Genomic DNA, 17,377 nt, shown 5'->3' on the forward strand with positions numbered 1-17,377 from the left:
TGGAACACCCTGAAACCCGAGGACAAGAAGACAATATCTAATTCCTGTTTTCTACTCTACTAACTCCATTTGTCTTATGAAAATTCCGATACTAAAAAAGGAAGCTTCAACTACATATTAATAAAAAAGGAGAAATGAAAAATGAACAAAAGGAAAGTATCTTTTGCGCAATTAATCAGAAAGAACAAAGAAGAGTTGTTAAAGGATAAGTTACAGCTTGAAAAAATTGAAAAGCGCATTGATGAAAAAATACAGAAAGGTTAATTAAAAATTTCTTAAGTCAATTTGGGAGGGTATTTGTTGTTATTAAGAAAATATATGTCGCTTACAGGAATAGGTTCAGCACAGATTGATCTCGTTCTGCAAAAAGAAACTTATAAGCCGGGAGATCCTGTCCATGGCTATTTCTTGATCAAAGGCGGCACGATTGAACAACACATTAAGCGAATCGACTGTGATTTGGTTATGATCGATCTAGCTGAGGGAATAGAAAAAGTAGTAGATACAGCTACGATTTTAACCTCTACACGCATTGATTCGGAACAGTTCAATAAAATTTCGTTTGCCTTCCAGTTGCCGGCTTTTATGCCTGTTTCAACAGAGGATCGTTCATATCGTTTTAAAACAAGGCTTACATTTGATGAAGGTGTGGAAAGCAAGGACCAGGATATGATTCAAATCATTGAATAAACAAAAGTTTCCCAATGACTCTCCTGGATTATTCCACAAAAAAACGGACTTGATGGTTTACACAACGCAGCACCCCGGAACGGGGAGGTTTTACGGGTTCTCCTGTGTGGAAAATAACATTTTATAGTCCTGATCGCAGCTGGTTTTTATAAAGGAGAAACGAAATTACTGTAATAGCAGCTTCCCAGGGGAATATCTGGTTTTAAACACCGTTGCCGCCTGCTCCGGGGCGAGCGGTAGCGGTCGATAAGCAACGCCAGGCAAGAAAGGGGGCATTTAACTTGAAATCATTCAGTGAATTGGCTCAAAGTGTTGAATTTTCCAAACGGGGTTCACGAACGGTTCTGAAAAAGAAGGACTGTGACCTTGAATTTATCGGTGCCGGACGAAGCGCTTTTGTTTTTAAGATTCGCTCGACTGACAAAGTGTTAAAAGTGTTTTTCCCGCCGTTTGCGGAAGTGGCAAAGGAAGAGGCGGAGGTTTACAAGGTTCTTGAAGAAACCCCGTTTTATCCGGCATTGTACGATTCCGGAGACAATTATATCGTCATTGATTATGTTCAGGGGAACACTTTATTTAGTTGTTTGGAAAAAGGAATACCAGTTACACATGAATATATTGAAAAAGTGGATGAAGCACTTATGTTAGCACGTAAAAAAGGGTTAAATCCATCCGATATTCATTTGCGGAATATCCTGATCACGCCGGAAGACGGTTTAAAAATTATTGATGTTGCCCGTTTTCGGCAAACAAAAGACTGTTCTCAATGGGATGATCTGAAAAATGCCTTTTATAAGATCTACAGCAACCGGATCTTTCCCAACAAAGTTCCTGCAGCTTTGCTGAACTTTATTGCTTTTATATATAAGAAATACGAAGCGTGTTTGCAAAAAATTGCAAATGTAAAAGCAAGACGGGCACACAGGCGTTCTTTTCCTTCCGGAGAGGACTGTTTATGACCAATAGCTTGTATCCACTAATCCTTGTTTAGAATCCCTTACATCTCGACACCACGAATAAAGAATGCATAAAAAGGCGTGCTTTATGGAAAATACAGAAGAGCTTTCATTTATCTGGTTCGAGTTTTTATTTCATTATTCACAGCTGGAGGTTGGTTTTTTTGGCAACGGAAATATTGGTACTGATCGTACTGATAATTTTAAATGCATTTTTTGCTGCATCTGAAATAGCATTGATTTCATTAAATGATAATAAAGTAAAGCTGATGGCTGACAAAGGCGATAAAAAGGCGGTTATGCTTCATAAGCTTCTTTCGGAACCGAGCCGCTTCTTGGCCACAATTCAAATCGGAATCACACTTGCCGGATTTTTAGCGAGTGCCTTTGCCGCTGAGAGCTTTGCCGGGAGCTTGGCACAGACGCTTTATAATCTGGGTGTTCCGATTTCCCCGGATCTGCTTGAAACAATTTCAGTAATCGTGATAACGCTTATGTTGTCTTATTTTACATTGGTGCTCGGCGAGCTTGTCCCGAAGCGGCTTGCATTGCAAAAAGCCGAAGCCATTTCGAACTTTGCAGTAGCACCTTTAACGCTCTTGTCTAAAATATCTTCCCCGTTTGTAAAATTATTAACATTGTCAACGAACTTAGTTGTCCGGATGTTCGGTGTCGATCCGAATGCCGATGATGAGCATGTAACCGAGGAGGAAATTCGCATGCTCGTCGATGTCGGTAAAGAACGGGGAACGATCGAAGAAGACGAAAAAATGATGATTAACAATATTTTCGAATTCAATAACAAGACCGTTTCAGATATCATGACGCATCGGACCAATATTGTTGCCATTCCGATTGATTATACCCTGAAAGAAACAGTCGAGCTTGTGAACGTTGAAAAATACACCAGATTTCCGGTCTATGAAGAAAATATTGATCATATTGTTGGAATCCTCCATGTTAAAGATTTGATCCAGTTTGTTGAAAACTCTGATACGAAAAAGTTCAATCTCCGCGAAATGATACGCGAACCTTTTTTTGTCCTTGAATCAAAAAGAACGGATCATTTGTTTAAGGATATGCAAAAAAACAATGTCCACATGGCAATCGCAATTGATGAGTATGGCGGTACAGATGGAATTGTGACAATCGAAGATCTGATCGAGGAAATCGTTGGCAACATTTTTGATGAATATGATGAACCGTTAGCGGGTGATGAGGAAATTAAAGAACTCGGACCGAATACTTATTTGATGGCGGGAACCACTAATCTTTATGAAGTCGAGGATATTGTGGACAGAGAACTGCCAATCCAGGAGTATGACACATTGAGCGGATTTGTGATCGGCCAGCTTGGCTACATACCTGCTGTTGAAGAACAGCCATCCATTGAAGCAGAAAATATTGTATTTACAGTTGTAGAAATGGACGATAAACGGATCATGAAAGTGAAGGTCGAGGTCAAGGAAGAGACCGGTCCTCAGGAGTAATACGGTCTAGTCGTTTTTGTCACAATAATATAGACCTTATTAAGCAGTCTACAATTTCATTAAATAAAAAAAGCTATCTAATTTAGGGATTGGAGCGCTTTTTTCATTTAAAATTTTCATAATATTTAAAACAGTAAGATTAGTTGTACTAACAAAAAAGTCTCTCCCATATACTGCAAATAGAACATGACGAGGAGGGTATATACGTATGGAGTTTCATCAAGTCTATGATCCGATGGGCAATCCGTTTTTGTCGACGTTGTTGGCGGCCATTCCAATCCTGACACTTTTGTATTTGCTTGCTTTTCATCCTCATAAAGATAAGCTGGACAGAACCCATTACGGGATCGCTGCTCCAAAGGCTGCACTCATTGCCGGGGTGGTCACCATTCTTATGGCGATTTTCCTGGTAGACATGCCTGTTTCTTCTGCTTTGGCCGCATTTGGTTACGGTTCTTTCTTCGGTATGATGCCGATCGGCTGGATTGTCGTGGCAGCAATGTTTTTGTATACGATTACATTGGTTACTGGTCAATTTGACATTGTGAAATCATCCATTGTTTCTTTATCTTCTGACCGGCGTATCCAAACGCTTCTGATCGCTTTTTCTTTTGGCGCTTTTATTGAAGGTGCTGCCGGCTTCGGTACTCCGGTTGCGATAGCTGGAGCACTGATGGTAGGGCTCGGTTTTCGTCCGATGGCGGCGGCTGTCCTCTGTTTGATTGCCAATACGGCTCCGGTTGCATTTGGAGCAGTAGGAACTCCGATCATTACGTTGGCGACCGTCACCGGCCTTCCGGAAATGGCTTTGTCGGCAATGGCAGGGCGCCAGCTTCCTTTTTTCTCAGTGCTCGTCCCATTTTGGCTTGTTACCACGATGGTATTCATGCATAAAGGAAAATGGAAACAGGTTTTGGAGATTTGGCCTGCGATTTTGGTTACAGGTGTTTCATTTGCTCTAACCCAGTTTTTTGTTTCCAATTTTGTCGGTCCAATGCTTGTTGATATTTTAGGCGGGATCATTTCTATACTTGCTTTAATTTTACTTCTCAAAGTATGGCAGCCGAAAAATAAATTTTATTTGCCCGGCGAAGAGGAGACTATGAAGTCTCTTGAACGGCAGGAAAATAAGTATAAATCGGGAGAAGTGGCAAGGGCTTGGGCGCCGTGGGTCTTCCTGACGCTTTTTGTGTTCATGTGGGGCCTCCCACAGTGGAAAGCCCTCCTGAATTCCTTCAATATTTTTGGTATTCAATCATTGTACAGCATTCCCGTTCCTTTTTTGGATCAACTAGTTTTTCGCACTCCTCCGTTGGCAAATGAGCTGGTCCCGGAGGCTGCTATCTTCTCCTTTAACTGGCTTTCGGCGGCTGGTACTGGTGTATTTTTTGCAGCGGTGTTAAGCGGTTTATTCCTGCGCATGAGCAAAGAACAATGGAAACTATCTGTCATCCGCACGGCACAGCGGATGAAAACGCCACTGATTACGATCGCATTGGTTTTGGGACTGGGATTTACAACGCGTTATTCAGGCTTGGATGCGATTCTTGGTCTTGCCTTTACTAAAACGGGCGTATTTTATCCTTTCTTCGCCGCGATGTTGGGCTGGCTGGGAGTATTCCTAACCGGGAGCGATACTTCCTCGAATGCTCTTTTCGGGAGCATGCAGCGAATTACAGCTGAACAGCTGGGCCTTGATCCCGTGCTTATTGCTGCATCCAACTCGACCGGAGGAGTCATGGGTAAAATGATTGATGCCCAGAGCATCGTCGTTGCAACTGCTGCATGCTATGAGGACCGCAACGAAGGAGCTAACGCCGTCGGGCCAATATTCCGGGCGGTCTTTTTCCACAGTCTTGCCTTGGGCGCCCTGATGGGAGTTTTAGTCATGCTGCAAGCGTATGTGTTTCCTTGGATGATTCCTGCTTATTGATGGTTCCACTTGTAAGCGTTTTTTTACAGGATCATTTTTAGATGGTCACTTTGAGTATTTTTCATAAAATGATTAAGGCAAGTCCTAAAGGGATTTTGCCTTTTTCTTTTCAAAAATATTGTTCTAATAGTGCTATTAAAAATATAGTACAATTAGGAAAAGTTTTGACGTTTTTAGAAAAGTAAGAGGAGAAAATAAAATGCAAAAATTATCCGAATGGGGAATGAAATATTTAAGCAATCTCAACCTGCCATTGGAAATACCGTCATACAGCTATTTAGAACGCATCTGCCATGCGCATTTAACAACCATTCCGTTTGAGAACATCAGCAAACCGCTGTATTTCCGTGAAAGGCATCAACTCGGTTTTCAGATTCCTTCCTTTGATGTGTTTGTTGAAAATTATCGTCAATTTCATTTTGGCGGGACATGCTATTCCATAAATTCCAATTTGATGTCCCTGTTAAAAGAAATCGGGTTTGCCTGCTATCATATCATGCTTGGAAAAGAACATATCGGGATCATTGTCGAGCTTGATGGTGAACGAGTATATGTGGACTGCGGTGCCGCTGCTCCATTTTTCAAACCGGTCAGGTTTGAAAATGATTTAAAGAATGTTTCGCAATTCGGGGATGACAGGGTTCAGTTATTGCCAGTTGACCGGCAAAATGATGAGTATAAATATGTTCGCTATACTCAGGGTAAGCAAAGCGGAAGCACATGGGGATTTAATTCCAGGCAAGCATGTGATCTTCGTGATTTTAGTAATGCAATAGATAAGTCCAATCAGCCTGGTGCCACGTTTATGACGATCTTAAGATGCCAATTGTGGCAAACGGCGAAAAACAGGAGCGTTTCCCTCGTTAATAACCAATTTTCAATTCGCTACGCAAATGGAAATACAATCAAAAAAACTTTAACATCAGTTGGGGAAATTGAAAAAATAATCGCCGAAGAATTCCTGCTGCCTAAACTGCCGGTGGCTCAGGCAATTGATATTTTGAGGGGATTGAAGGTTGATATTTTTAATAGTGAATCTTAAAATGAACGGCGTTTAATTATTATTTTCATGCAAACAAAATTTTTTGACCCTTATACACAATATCTCCATAAATGTTTTGCAGGGTATTTGCCTTTTGATATAGAAGGTTTTTGAGAGCAAATGAAAGGAGTGAAAATATATTGATTGTAAAAAGACGGACCGTTCCATTAAAAATTCAAGTTGGCGAGGCATTATTAAGGAGGCTGCCTAAAGGAGCTTTTTCCCGGGAAGAGTTGCAGGGAGATTTGGAAAGAAGGCGGGCGGGCTATTGGGGAGAACAGTCTATAGATCACTATTTAAGCTTCCTGGATGAAAAGAAGTATCTTATTTTTCATGATTTAAATCTCCCCAGGGGTGAGTATACGTTCCAGATTGATACGCTCCTCCTTACAGCCAATCTAGCGATTATTTTAGAAGTCAAGAATATTGCGGGCACATTATTTTTTGATCAGCTATTTCACCAGTTGATTCGGACGAATGCGAATGGTAAAGAAGAAGGCTTTCCTGACCCAATTACACAAGCAAGCCTCCAAAAATATAAACTGAAAGGATTTTTTGAAGATCTGCAGATGCCTGAAATACCGATAGAATACGCTGTGGTGATTTGCAATCAACATAGTATTATAAAGACAAATCCCGGCCATGAAAAAATTTTTAAAAGAGTATTTAAAGTTCCCTATCTCCTCAATTTCATTCAAGACATGGAAAAAATGTATGCGAAAGTAGTGCTCTCTCCAAAAGAACTTCGCAAAATCAGCCGCAAATTGATCAAACAAAATACCCCTCCAAGAAAATTTTTTCTAGATCGTTATCTTACTTCAAAAGATGAGTTAGTGACAGGCGTTTATTGCCCATTTTGTTTTTATATGCCGATGCAGCGCATTAAAAGAAACTGGCATTGTCCCAATTGCAGCATGAAGGCTAGGGATGCCCACATGCTTACATTGCGCGATTACTTTTTACTCATTGATTCGAAAATAAACAACCAGCAATTTCGAGAGTTTGCTCATTTATCTTCAAGAGATATTGCATCTCGATTGCTGGCTTCTACAAACTTCCCCGCTACGGGTACGACAAAAGGACGGTTCTATTTTCCGCCAGAAGATTTTTTTAATGTGAGGGATTTTAAGCAAAAAAACGGTTTCGCTTAATTATTGTCGTGAGCGCTTAATTATTTCTCTGAGCGCTTAATTATTGTCGTGAGCGCTTAATTATTCACCTGAACGCTTAATTCCAATCGATTTTCGCTTAATTATTTTTTTTCGGCTGATAGTAGGTTTCTTAGTATGATGTTCGATCCCCAAGAATAAGGATTATTCAATTGATATCCAAGGAAAATTTTTACAAAAAACAAAAAGCTGAGCTATTCTATCAGAATGGTACAGCTTTTTCGATATTTTGACCCATTTTAGAACATTTACTTCAATATTTGCCTTCCAGCAATCGATCCCTGAGATTTCCCGCTTTCCCAAACTCAATCCGTAAAAAAGTTCTCCGTATAATAAGGATGCGATTCGGCGTTAAAAGCGACGCCGACACCGAGAAATTCGTATTCCGGTTTTAAAATATTTTCCCTGTGTCCAAGTGAGTTCATTAGCCCTTCGTGTGCAAAAATGCTGCTGAATTGGCCTGAAGCAAGATTTTCTCCTGCAACCGTAAAGGAAATGGCATCCTCTTCCATGCGGTCGAAGGGGGACTGGCCTTCAAGATTGGTGTGATTGAAATAATTATTTTCCGCCATATCCAAACTGTGTTTGCGTGCCGTTTCTTTTATTTGGTCGTCCCATGTTAAAATTGGCAGGTTATGATTAACCCTCGTCGCATTAGTTAAGTCAAATAATTGATACTCAAAGCCTTCCTGGAGCTGTGGGCTTTCCGCCGCGTAAAAATCCTGCTTTGCTTGTTCAAGCTCTTTACTGATGATTTGAATGGAGGTCACGGTATTGTTTTCATGGACATCATAGAAAATAGTAACATAGTTGTTATCCAGCAAAAACACGTCATAGTCCCGCTTTTCTTGAAACTGAAAATAAACCAGCCCTTTGCGGATTTGTGATAAAGGTTCCCCCAATTGTGCGAGAACTGTTTCTTTCGGGGTACCAAGCTTAATGTCTTTTGTTGAAGTAATTAAGTCCTGGTTTGTGTACAATCCAGCAACTTTATCATTCTCATCATATGCCAGCATGAAAAAGTTTTGATAGTTTTCGTGGTAGGCATTCCATTCGGTTCCGTATTCATTCGCAGTTGACCGTTTTGGCGCTCCGATTTGCTGCTCAACCTCTTCCTTTGAGTCCCCAATTTCAATATTGTGGACCGAAAACATTTGTTCAGCTGGAGCAGTCAAATTGGGCTTTCCTTGTTTTTTAGTATCGTCTGGCTGTTCGTTTTGCCCGGGTTGTTCTGCGGTTCCACTCAATTGTCCTGCCAACTGATTGATTTCGTCGTACAATGTATCAATGGCAGCGGAAAAATCTATCTTTTCTAAATTTGAGCGAATATCGTCGATAACCGATGCTTTATATAGTTGTTTATCATAGACAGTCCATATTAAAAATAAGCATAATAAAAAAACAAATAACCGTCTCAACTCATCGCCCCCGTTTCTTGATTTTGGAATGAATAAGCTGGTCAACCCTCAATTGCTATATAACAATAAAGGGACCGGGTAATGCAACCATAATACCCTATTATTATATTAAAAGCTAATGGAAACAGAAGAATCAGGATCAAACATGTTACACGATAAAAAAGAAGCAGGAAATCCTGCTTCTCGATATTAGAACTCTCCCTCAGTTTGCGTAAATGGAATGTTCAGCCTGTTTTCGACTGCACGCAGCCGCTGGTTTAATCTTTGCAGACGCCGTGTATGGCGTTCATCATTTTGATTCAGTCTCTGGATTTCCTGGTTAATGCGGCCGATTTCTCTATTCAACCGGGTAATCTCCTGGTTTTGCCGGTTGTTTTCCCTGTTTTGCCGTTCGATCTCTCTTGATTGTTGTTCATTTTGCCTTTCGAGTGCTGCCACTCTTCGTTCAAGAGCCGGCTGTCTCTCATAGTCATATTGCGGGTAGATATACGGATCGTAATACGGTGCGAATTCGTCAGGTTGCTGGGGGACATATCCGTGATAAAATTCATAAGGGTTCATAAAGCATCTCTCCTTGATATTTTTATATAGACCTGAGCATGATAAATCCCTATAAATTATGCACTTTTCTGCCGGATGACTGGGCGAACATCCCCTTTATAAAGATCCCGGATTTATAAAAAGCTTGACAGAAGCCGTATTTTTGGTGATGATCAAAAAACAAGCCGCTATTGCGCGTTAATTAGAAAGGACTGGATCGATTGTATTTATCAATAAAAGAAACAGCGGATTTTTTATCTGTTCCGGAAACATACGTTGAAAAAATGATACAGTACAAACAAATCCGCGCTATCCATGATGGAGAACAATTTTTAATCAACAAAGAACAGTTCAACACACATCTAAAACAAATGGAGAAATATAAGAAACTAATTGAAGAAGTACTCAATGAACCTATTCCTGAGGACTTGGATATCAAGGATGAAGATTAACATACTAAGCAGGGCCGGTACAAACGGTCTCCTGCTTTTTTTGAGTTTTGAGGAATCTAATTACTCATCGTTTCCTTTTTATATATAACCCGGGATTTCATTTTTATAGATAAATGATGCAGAAAACAAAATCCGATTGCACCGACAGCCGCCAAAACAAGCCATGGCCAACTGCGGTCTTGCAGGCTAGTCGTAAAATATGCACCAAAATAGTTCCCGCCGGTCGCGCCGACCGCAAAGGAAATCTCAAAAAAACCAAAATAAGTAGCGTGAAACTTATTCCTCGTGAAATTGGAGACTGCCAGATCCGAAGAAGGCAGGACCAATGTTTCCCCGATTGTAAACAAAATAACGCATGCCAAAAGCCAGTATGAAGAAGCTTTCAAGCTTATTGCAGCAAGAGCCAGTAACATGACAAGGATGCCTGCGCTTACGAGCCTTAGTGAATTAAATTTTCCATACAAACGTCTAAATAAAACCATAAATATGAGGCCGGAGATTGCGTTTACAGTAATGACCAGACCTGTCATATGTTCATTATGGCTGATGTTATACATATACAGGGGAATAGAAACCGTTAACTGCGCAAACATGAACCAAAAGAACGTCATCGCGAAGCAATAGTATAGAAATAATTTATTTTTCTTAATATCAAGCATCCCATCCAAAAATGATTGATGTTTCTGTGTAAGACAATTTGCTTTAATTTTCATCGATTGGATTAACGACAATATGTAAAAAATGAAGCCACTTAATATAAAAGGATAGCCTGGATCAACAAGCAGGAGAGAGCCCCCCAATAATGGGCCAATAATCGCCCCGGCATTTAGGCAAATATTTAAATATGAAAATGCCTTCCTTCGAATCGATTCATTTGATTCAGACGAAAAAAATGCCATTGCTGATGGCTCATACAAAGCAGACCCAATTCCTGTTAGCACTGCTGCAAGGATGAGCATATAAAATGACTGGGACGTGCCAAGCATGATCAAACCTGTTCCTCTTATTAGCAATCCGCTAACCATCATGTGTTTATATCCGAACCTGTCTCCCAATCCTCCCGCAACGATGGGGACTCCTCTTGAAACCACCGTCAGCAAAGATAGGATGGTTCCTGTTTCCGCCGCAGAATAATCAAGATTAAGAGAAAGGTGGATCGCCAGAAATGACATGACCGCGAATCCCGCAACGTTCATAATAAAAGCAGACAACAGGATAATCTTTAATTCTTTTTGCATAGTCTCCCTCCTTGTTTGTAACCATCATTAATTAATGATGGTTACATGATATTTATGGTAAAATATTTTTAAGAAGAATGCAACCAGTAATTAAAAATGGTGGTTACGTATATGAAAACTCAAGAAGGTACAGAACAACTCTTATTATTTTTAAATACATGGGAAATTCCCAATCATGATCGGAAACCGACAGAACATTTGCAGACAAAAGAACAATTGATTGAATTTGCAAAAAATCAAATCGGATTTGCGGGTGAAGCAGATAGCTTGGAAGAAGCAGTGTCATTCAGAAACGATATAAGAAAAATGATTGAATCGGGCGAAGCAGAGTATATCAATGATTGGATTATGAAAAGGAACATTCAGTTAAAGGTCAAAAGCGTTGCTGAAAAAGAACGATTCTTTCCGGATTTTATATCAGGTAAAGACAGCCTGATTGATTTGTTGCTGGCTAACATTTTTGAGCTGATCTTCGCTGGAGCTTTTCACCGCGTAAAAATATGTCCGGATTGTAAATGGGCATTTTTTGACCATTCAAAAAGCGGGACGAAGAAGTGGTGCAGTATGAATATAAACAGTCCATCTGGACGGGCTTGCGGGACGATTGCGAAAGTAAGAAGGTTCAGGAATAAAGAGAAATAAGCATGAAATCCGCAGTATACAAAATCAAGTGATCATATAAGGGAGTGAACCAAATGAAGCTTTCCAATTTCGAAGCTTTTATTGAAGAAGTCATACTGGACCGGGGCCTGGATTATTTTCAGAACGAACGGGTTGTAAATGTAAAAGAAACAGCCGATGGTTATACCGTTGAAGTAGATGGAACAGATGATTACACGGTCGAAATTTTGCTTGGACATGAAGATGAGATTGTTAATTCATTTTGTGACTGTCCCTATGATTGGGGTCCTCATTGCAAGCATATCGCAGCTGCCCTCTTTGCGATCCGGGAGAAGGCAGCGACGCCGGAAAAGAGTAAAAAGAAGAATTCGGCCAGGAAAGAGGATTTACAAACAGTTCTTCAAAAGCTGAAAAAGGATGAATTAATCGGGATCATACTTGATTTATCCAAACAATATTCTGACATACAGACAACACTTTTATACAAGTATTCTTCCGATGTGGACGAGATTTCTGCAGCAAAGAAACTGATTCGGGATTATATTAATCACGCAAAACGGCGGGCGTTTGTCGAGTGGCGGGACGTCGGCCATGCGGTTCAAGGTGCAGAGTTGACGCTCGAAAATGCGCGAACAAAAGCGGCAAACGGGGATACCGAGGCCGCAGTTTTACTTTGTATTGCAACCTTGTCTATCATCGTTGATATGCTGCAGTATTGTGATGATTCAAGTGGTATTGTCGGCGGGGCAATCGAAGAGAGTATTTTTTTGATAGACGAGGCTGCTTTAATTTCGGAAGAGCATTTAAATGCAGACGGTCAAAAGAGAATGTTTACAGCTATTCTGAAAGAAGCTTTGCACAGCCGATATAATGGCTGGGAAGATTGGCGATTTAGTCTGCTAAAGGCTTGTACTTATTTTTGTTCTAATCCCGAGCTTCACAAAATTCTGGATAAACATCTGGAAAAGATGCAGGCAGACGTACACGACAATTCATGGAGTGGACGATACGCAAAAGAAAATATTAAACTTCTGCAACTTGAACTGATTGAACGCGTGGATGGAAAAGAAGAAGCTGAAAAATTTATCAATCAAAATCTCCACTTCAGCGATTTTCGGAAAAAGGCCATTTCCAACGCATTTAGCAACCGGGATTATAGTAAAGTGATTCAGCTTTGCCTCGACGGTGAACAGATTGACAAAGATTATCGTGGCCTCGTAAACGAGTGGAAGCGGAATCGTTATCGGGCGTATGAGCAGCTTAAGGACGTTGAAAATCAACGTAAATTAGCTTATGAACTTTTATTTGAACAGGATTACTCTTATTTTTTGAAGCTAAAAGAACTCTATCAACCTGAAGAGTGGAGCAAGGTTCTTGAAAAGATGGTTAAAGATTTTGAAACATCCTGCCAGTCTTCCGTTTATGAGCAAATCTTGATCGAAGAGAAATTAACATCCAAGCTGCTGGAATATTGCCAGCGCCGTCCTTCCTATATCACCGATTTATACCCTCATCTGACAGGTGAATTCAGTGAGGAAGTGGATCAGCTGTTTAAGGAATATATTGAACAGTCGGCAGCCGAAGCTTCAAACAGGAAGAAATACTATAATGTTTGCCGCACTATCAAAACGTATAAAAAAGCGTGCGGAAAAATCAAAGCTGACGGGCTCATCGAAGCTCTTAAACAAAAATACGAGAGGCGGCCAGCTTTTTTGGATGAGCTGGAGAAGATTAAATGATAGGAGAATAGCAGTGAGCAGAAAGGATATTGAAAAGAAAGTATATAGCTGTGCTTCAGAACTTCTACATGAAAAAGGATACGTCAGTCCTGTCGATCTGCTTGTGAAAATGGACCGGCTGACCAAAAAACAAGTGGAAGAGTGGAGGTTCGGGAAGATTCCGTATTTAGAGAGGGTGACGATCGGAAATCTTTCAAAATTAAATCATGCTCTCCAGGCATTAAAAAAGTTTGCGAGAAAAAAAGATCTTAAACCATCGAAAACAGTTTATATGTCATGGGGAAAAGGGGCAAAGCGCCCGCTTCGTTTTTCGAAATCAGGGAATCCATATATGGAGGAGTTGTATTCTACTCATTTTATTAAAAAGAAAAATTAGAGGGCTCATTCCAGAAAAAACCGAGTTTTCAGGTTTTTCTTCTGGACTTATTTTTATCCAAATTGGTAAATGAATCCACAAATGTTATAATAAAAATTGGCAATTTTTAAACATATATTGTAGGAGGTGGAGCAGTGTTTAATTGGAGACTAATATCGCTTCTGCTCGCCGGAATCGGGATTTCAACGTTAGGCGATTTTATTTATTTGATCGCTATCAATCTGTTGATATATGAAATGACCCAATCGGCCGCAGCTGTAGCCGGATTGTGGATTGTCGGACCGGTCACCGCGATCCTGACAAATTCGTGGAGCGGAAGTATTATAGACCGGGCAAATAAGAAAAAGATGATGATTATCGCTGATTTGGCCAGGGCAGCCGGCGTCGGGATTATTCCATTTGTTTCAAACATTTGGTCCATCTATGTCCTGCTGTTTTTCATCAGCGTTGCGAGAGCTTTTTTTGTTCCTTCATCGACCACATACATAGCCAAACTTATCCCCATCGATAAGCGGAAAAAATTTAATTCTATTAACAGTTTGGTCACTTCAGGAGCTTTTATTGTAGGTCCTTCAATCGCCGGTGCGTTGTTCTTAATCGGTTCGGTAGATATAGCCATTCTATTAAATGCTGTTTCATTCCTCATTTCCGCCTTCATTATCAGTTTTTGCCTGATACAGATCAACAGGAAAAGCCTGTTGAAGCGAAGAAAGGCAGTTACGAAACACTTCGGGACGACTGGAAAGAAGTGATCCAGTTTGGCAGGGAAAAGTCTTTTGTGCTGGCTGTCTGCTCCTGTTTTCTCGCGTTTGGCTTATTTTCATTAGCGATGGACTCTCAAGAAGTTGTCTTTGTTCAAAATGTAGTGGGGTTAACAGAGACGGATTACAGCTTTCTAGTCAGTATTACCGGGATTGGGCTACTCTCTTGGTGCTTTCCTGGTTAGCGTAACAACTCGATTTTTAAGCATAAAACATTTGATGCAGGCGGAATGCTGATGGTGGCAATCGGATATCTCATTTACTCACTTTCCGATTCATTTCTTATCGTGGCGATTGGTTTTACGACTCTCGGGTTTTTTAACGCGTTTTCAAATACAGGCTTTAGTACCTTTTATCAAAACAACATTCCAATCCACCTGATGGGAAGAATGACAAGCGTTGTCGGAGTACTTCAAAGTGCCGCGCAAATCATATTCTTATTGTTAATCGGTGTATTGGGAGACATTTTTCCCCTCCGCTACACAATCGTGATTCTGGCCGGATTGAATCTTCTCCTTTCAATCTTGGTTGTGATCCTCATTGCAAAGCCTGGAAAGCAGGTTTATTTTGAAGAAACAGTTTCTTCATAAAGCCGTTTTTTGCAAAAAAGTAATTGTGCATGCTTATTGGCAATTTTTTTTGAAAAAGAAAGAGGGATTTTTGTTTCGGTTGTCGAAATATTCATACACACTTTCTTGAGAGGAGCTTGTTAATGGGTAATCACAACTTGGACGCATTATGGAGTCATACAAAGGAACTGGTTCCTGACTCTGTCGAGACATTAAAAGAGTATTTGCGATTTCCGACCGTTTCCGCACAAAATACAGCCATTCCGGAAACGGTACAATATGTAGTGAAAATGATTAACGAGACTGGCGGCGAGACGAAAATTCTTGACGATTTAGGCGGAAATCCAGTCGTGTATGGTTTCTTTGCCGCTGGGCCGAATGGGGATTCGGCGAAAACGCTCCTATTTTATAACCATTATGATGTTCAGCCACCCGATCCATTGGATGAATGGAATTCTGAACCGTTTAATCCAGCCGTTGTGGACGGGATTCTGTATGCCAGGGGTGTAGCCGATAACAAAGGCGACCTCGTTGCCCGCTTAACTGCCCTGAAGGTTTTGCAAAAAGCGGACGGGGGACTGCCATGTAATGTAAAATTCCTGGTTGAAGGCGAGGAAGAAATCGGAAGTCCCAATCTTGCTCCCTATCTAAAAAAATACCAGGATTTATTTCAAGCGGACGCCTGCATTTGGGAATTTGGCGGAAAAGATGAAAATGAACGGATCAACATGGTTGCAGGCGTAAAGGGGATGGCCTATTTGGAGTTGACCAGTGTCGGTGCAGCTATTGATATGCATTCATCCGTCGGGGCATATGTTGACAATGCCGCATGGAGATTAGTCCAGGCTTTGGCAACAATGAAAAATCAACAAAATGAGATATTGGTTGAGGGATTTTTTGACGGAATAACAGAGCCGACAGACGCAGAAAGGCAAGCGGTTCAAGCCCTCCCGTTTGATGAGGAAGCCGTAGACAGCCTTTATGGACTGACAAGACCGTTGATTACAGCAGCTAAAGGAGAAGATCCGAGAGAGGCGATGGTTTTTCAACCAACGATGACGATTTGCGGTTTGGTGAGCGGCTATACCGGAGAAGGCTCGAAAACGGTTCTGCCTAAAAGCGCCAAAGCCAAGATTGACTGCCGGTTAGTGCCTGGCCAGGACCCGGATCATATTGAGGAATGTGTTAAAAAACACTTAATCAAGCATGGCTTTACTGATATTGAAGTAACCTCAGTAAACGGGCAAAAAGCATACCGTTCAGACTTTAACCACCCATTTGTGGCTCATGTGATGAAAACGGCGAAAGAAGTCTACCAACATGAAGCCGTGCTCGCTCCCAATTCAGCCGGTACCGGCCCGATGTATGAATTCGGGGAATACCTGAAGCTGCCGATCGTGAGCACCGGTGTGGGCTGGGTAGAATCGAAGGCACACGCACCAAATGAATCGATCCGCCTTCAAGACTTTGAAGAAGGTGTTGTCCATATGGCACATATGCTGTCAGGATTTGCAAAAGCGCTCCAATCGGAGCAGCAAATTGCGGAAAGTTTATAACCAGGTGAAAAAGCATTCTACTAATTTTGAGGTAGAATGCTTTTTATATATTTGAGATTAGCCCATATGCTGTAAAAAATGTTTTTAACAGGATTCCACAATTGGTAAGAATGTATGAGAACTAAGGAAATTAACGCATTCATTATTTCTCTGATTTTTACTACGTGTATATAACAAAATTAACTTAATCCCAAATAAAAAATCAACTTCAGTTCTGAGCACATCTTCTCGTTCTTTGTTTTATTCGGAAAGGAATGTATATTGATTATATATGAAAATATAACCAAAAATAATTTGGTAAAAACTCTTAAAAATTAGTATGATTTTCCTGGTAGACAATTGGAACATTTAGGGCTATCATATAGAAAATAATAGTAGATATATTAAAAATTGATAAAGGAGTGAATAGATGGGTCATATATTTTCGATAAAAGTTTCAGAATATTTTTTAAATCTGAATATTGTTTCTATTTGAAAAGAACACAAACAAGGTCACATTCTACAGAAAATTTAAATAGAAAGAAAGTGTTGATATGATGAAAGCTTTGATATGCATACCATTAATCATTTCAATAATCAGTTATGTATGGGCTAGTATGTTTCAGGACGACGATCGCTTCCCTGGCGGACCAAAAACACATTTAGTTTTAGTTTTATCTCAACTATTTGTAGTTATAATAGTGTTTATTTCCCTGGACAATTATTATACTACATTACTGTTATCCGCCATTTATATCGCTCAATCATTAGGAGTTACTTATTTCTTCACTAGCGTTGCACTAATTAAATCAGATGATTTGAAATACTAACAATCTTCAAAAATTACT

Annotated in this window: 17 protein-coding genes; 14 read left to right on the forward strand and 3 right to left on the reverse strand. The window is 40.4% G+C overall.

Translation table 11 applies throughout. The annotated features are described in order from the left end of the window. Nucleotides 1–141: 141 nt before the first annotated feature. The 7 genes from CU633_RS21620 to CU633_RS21650 all read left to right on the forward strand — a co-directional run bounded on the left by CU633_RS21620 (nt 142) and on the right by CU633_RS21650 (nt 7,262). Nucleotides 142–264: an FbpB family small basic protein gene (locus CU633_RS21620; RefSeq protein WP_101662621.1), complete on the forward strand. Its 123-nt coding sequence runs from the start codon at nt 142–144 to the stop codon at nt 262–264. Between the two features lie 36 nt (nt 265–300). Further along, nucleotides 301–690 (forward strand): sporulation protein, encoded by a 390-nt coding sequence (locus CU633_RS21625; protein ID WP_101662622.1) that lies wholly within the window; start codon nt 301–303, stop codon nt 688–690. 281 nt (nt 691–971) lie between these two features. Next, nucleotides 972–1,649 (forward strand): protein kinase family protein, encoded by a 678-nt coding sequence (locus CU633_RS21630; protein WP_257959251.1) that lies wholly within the window; start codon nt 972–974, stop codon nt 1,647–1,649. 161 nt (nt 1,650–1,810) lie between these two features. After that, nucleotides 1,811–3,136: a hemolysin family protein gene (locus tag CU633_RS21635; protein WP_101662623.1), complete on the forward strand. Its 1,326-nt coding sequence runs from the start codon at nt 1,811–1,813 to the stop codon at nt 3,134–3,136. A 208-nt stretch (nt 3,137–3,344) separates the two neighbouring features. Then, nucleotides 3,345–5,069 (forward strand): L-lactate permease, encoded by a 1,725-nt coding sequence (locus CU633_RS21640; protein WP_101662624.1) that lies wholly within the window; start codon nt 3,345–3,347, stop codon nt 5,067–5,069. A 199-nt stretch (nt 5,070–5,268) separates the two neighbouring features. Continuing rightward, a complete protein-coding gene (locus tag CU633_RS21645; protein WP_101662625.1) occupies nt 5,269–6,111 on the forward strand; it encodes an arylamine N-acetyltransferase in 843 nt (280 codons plus the stop codon). 140 nt (nt 6,112–6,251) lie between these two features. Then, entirely contained in the window at nt 6,252–7,262 is a 1,011-nt protein-coding gene (locus tag CU633_RS21650; protein WP_101662626.1) for a nuclease-related domain-containing protein, read from the forward strand. Nucleotides 7,263–7,585: 323 nt separating this feature from the next. Here the strand turns inward: CU633_RS21650 and CU633_RS21655 are convergent, their stop codons facing one another. Continuing rightward, complete coding sequence (locus tag CU633_RS21655; protein ID WP_257959254.1) at nt 7,586–8,698, reverse strand: CAP domain-containing protein; 1,113 nt, start codon at nt 8,696–8,698, stop codon at nt 7,586–7,588. Nucleotides 8,699–8,887: 189 nt separating this feature from the next. Next, nucleotides 8,888–9,259 carry a hypothetical protein gene (locus CU633_RS21660; RefSeq protein WP_101662627.1) on the reverse strand — a complete coding sequence of 124 codons (372 nt, stop codon included), beginning with the start codon at nt 9,257–9,259 and terminating at the stop codon, nt 8,888–8,890. 200 nt (nt 9,260–9,459) lie between these two features. On the opposite strand from CU633_RS21660, the gene CU633_RS21665 reads away from it, so the two are divergent. After that, on the forward strand, nt 9,460–9,690 hold the full coding sequence (locus CU633_RS21665; protein WP_142383452.1) for an excisionase family DNA-binding protein: 231 nt from the start codon (nt 9,460–9,462) through the stop codon (nt 9,688–9,690). A gap of 56 nt (nt 9,691–9,746) precedes the next feature. Here CU633_RS21665 and CU633_RS21670 read toward each other — a convergent pair whose 3' ends face one another. Continuing rightward, complete coding sequence (locus CU633_RS21670) at nt 9,747–10,928, reverse strand: MFS transporter (protein WP_101662629.1); 1,182 nt, start codon at nt 10,926–10,928, stop codon at nt 9,747–9,749. A 111-nt stretch (nt 10,929–11,039) separates the two neighbouring features. On the opposite strand from CU633_RS21670, the gene CU633_RS21675 reads away from it, so the two are divergent. The 6 genes from CU633_RS21675 (at nt 11,040) to CU633_RS21695 (ending at nt 16,550) form a co-directional block, all read left to right on the forward strand. Next, nucleotides 11,040–11,570 (forward strand): CGNR zinc finger domain-containing protein, encoded by a 531-nt coding sequence (locus CU633_RS21675; RefSeq protein WP_180955071.1) that lies wholly within the window; start codon nt 11,040–11,042, stop codon nt 11,568–11,570. 53 nt (nt 11,571–11,623) lie between these two features. Beyond that, complete coding sequence (locus CU633_RS21680; RefSeq protein ID WP_101662631.1) at nt 11,624–13,288, forward strand: SWIM zinc finger family protein; 1,665 nt, start codon at nt 11,624–11,626, stop codon at nt 13,286–13,288. Between the two features lie 13 nt (nt 13,289–13,301). Further along, nucleotides 13,302–13,664, forward strand: a complete 363-nt coding sequence (locus tag CU633_RS21685) for a hypothetical protein (RefSeq protein ID WP_101662632.1) — start codon at nt 13,302–13,304, stop codon at nt 13,662–13,664. A gap of 134 nt (nt 13,665–13,798) precedes the next feature. Next, nucleotides 13,799–14,416 carry an MFS transporter gene (locus CU633_RS23485; protein WP_257959258.1) on the forward strand — a complete coding sequence of 206 codons (618 nt, stop codon included), beginning with the start codon at nt 13,799–13,801 and terminating at the stop codon, nt 14,414–14,416. A 245-nt stretch (nt 14,417–14,661) separates the two neighbouring features. Continuing rightward, complete coding sequence (locus tag CU633_RS23490; protein WP_257959260.1) at nt 14,662–15,015, forward strand: hypothetical protein; 354 nt, start codon at nt 14,662–14,664, stop codon at nt 15,013–15,015. Nucleotides 15,016–15,137: 122 nt separating this feature from the next. After that, entirely contained in the window at nt 15,138–16,550 is a 1,413-nt protein-coding gene (locus CU633_RS21695; protein WP_101662633.1) for a M20/M25/M40 family metallo-hydrolase, read from the forward strand. Nucleotides 16,551–17,377 lie beyond the last annotated feature (827 nt).

It is taken from the genome of Bacillus sp. V3-13 (genome assembly GCF_002860165.1).
Lineage (GTDB): Bacteria > Bacillota > Bacilli > Bacillales > Cytobacillaceae > Bacillus_BJ.

What these genes read in the sequence shown, in the direction of transcription:
- CU633_RS21620 (WP_101662621.1), top strand. Translation starts at nt 142, where the DNA reads ATGAACAAAAGGAAAGTATCTTTTGCGCAATTAATCAGAAAGAACAAA.
- CU633_RS21640 (WP_101662624.1), top strand. Translation starts at nt 3,345, where the DNA reads ATGGAGTTTCATCAAGTCTATGATCCGATGGGCAATCCGTTTTTGTCG.
- CU633_RS21645 (WP_101662625.1), top strand. Translation starts at nt 5,269, where the DNA reads ATGCAAAAATTATCCGAATGGGGAATGAAATATTTAAGCAATCTCAAC.
- CU633_RS21660 (WP_101662627.1), bottom strand. Translation starts at nt 9,259, where the DNA reads ATGAACCCTTATGAATTTTATCACGGATATGTCCCCCAGCAACCTGAC.
- CU633_RS21670 (WP_101662629.1), bottom strand. Translation starts at nt 10,928, where the DNA reads ATGCAAAAAGAATTAAAGATTATCCTGTTGTCTGCTTTTATTATGAAC.
- CU633_RS21675 (WP_180955071.1), top strand. Translation starts at nt 11,040, where the DNA reads ATGAAAACTCAAGAAGGTACAGAACAACTCTTATTATTTTTAAATACA.
- CU633_RS21680 (WP_101662631.1), top strand. Translation starts at nt 11,624, where the DNA reads ATGAAGCTTTCCAATTTCGAAGCTTTTATTGAAGAAGTCATACTGGAC.
- CU633_RS23490 (WP_257959260.1), top strand. Translation starts at nt 14,662, where the DNA reads ATGGTGGCAATCGGATATCTCATTTACTCACTTTCCGATTCATTTCTT.
- CU633_RS21695 (WP_101662633.1), top strand. Translation starts at nt 15,138, where the DNA reads ATGGGTAATCACAACTTGGACGCATTATGGAGTCATACAAAGGAACTG.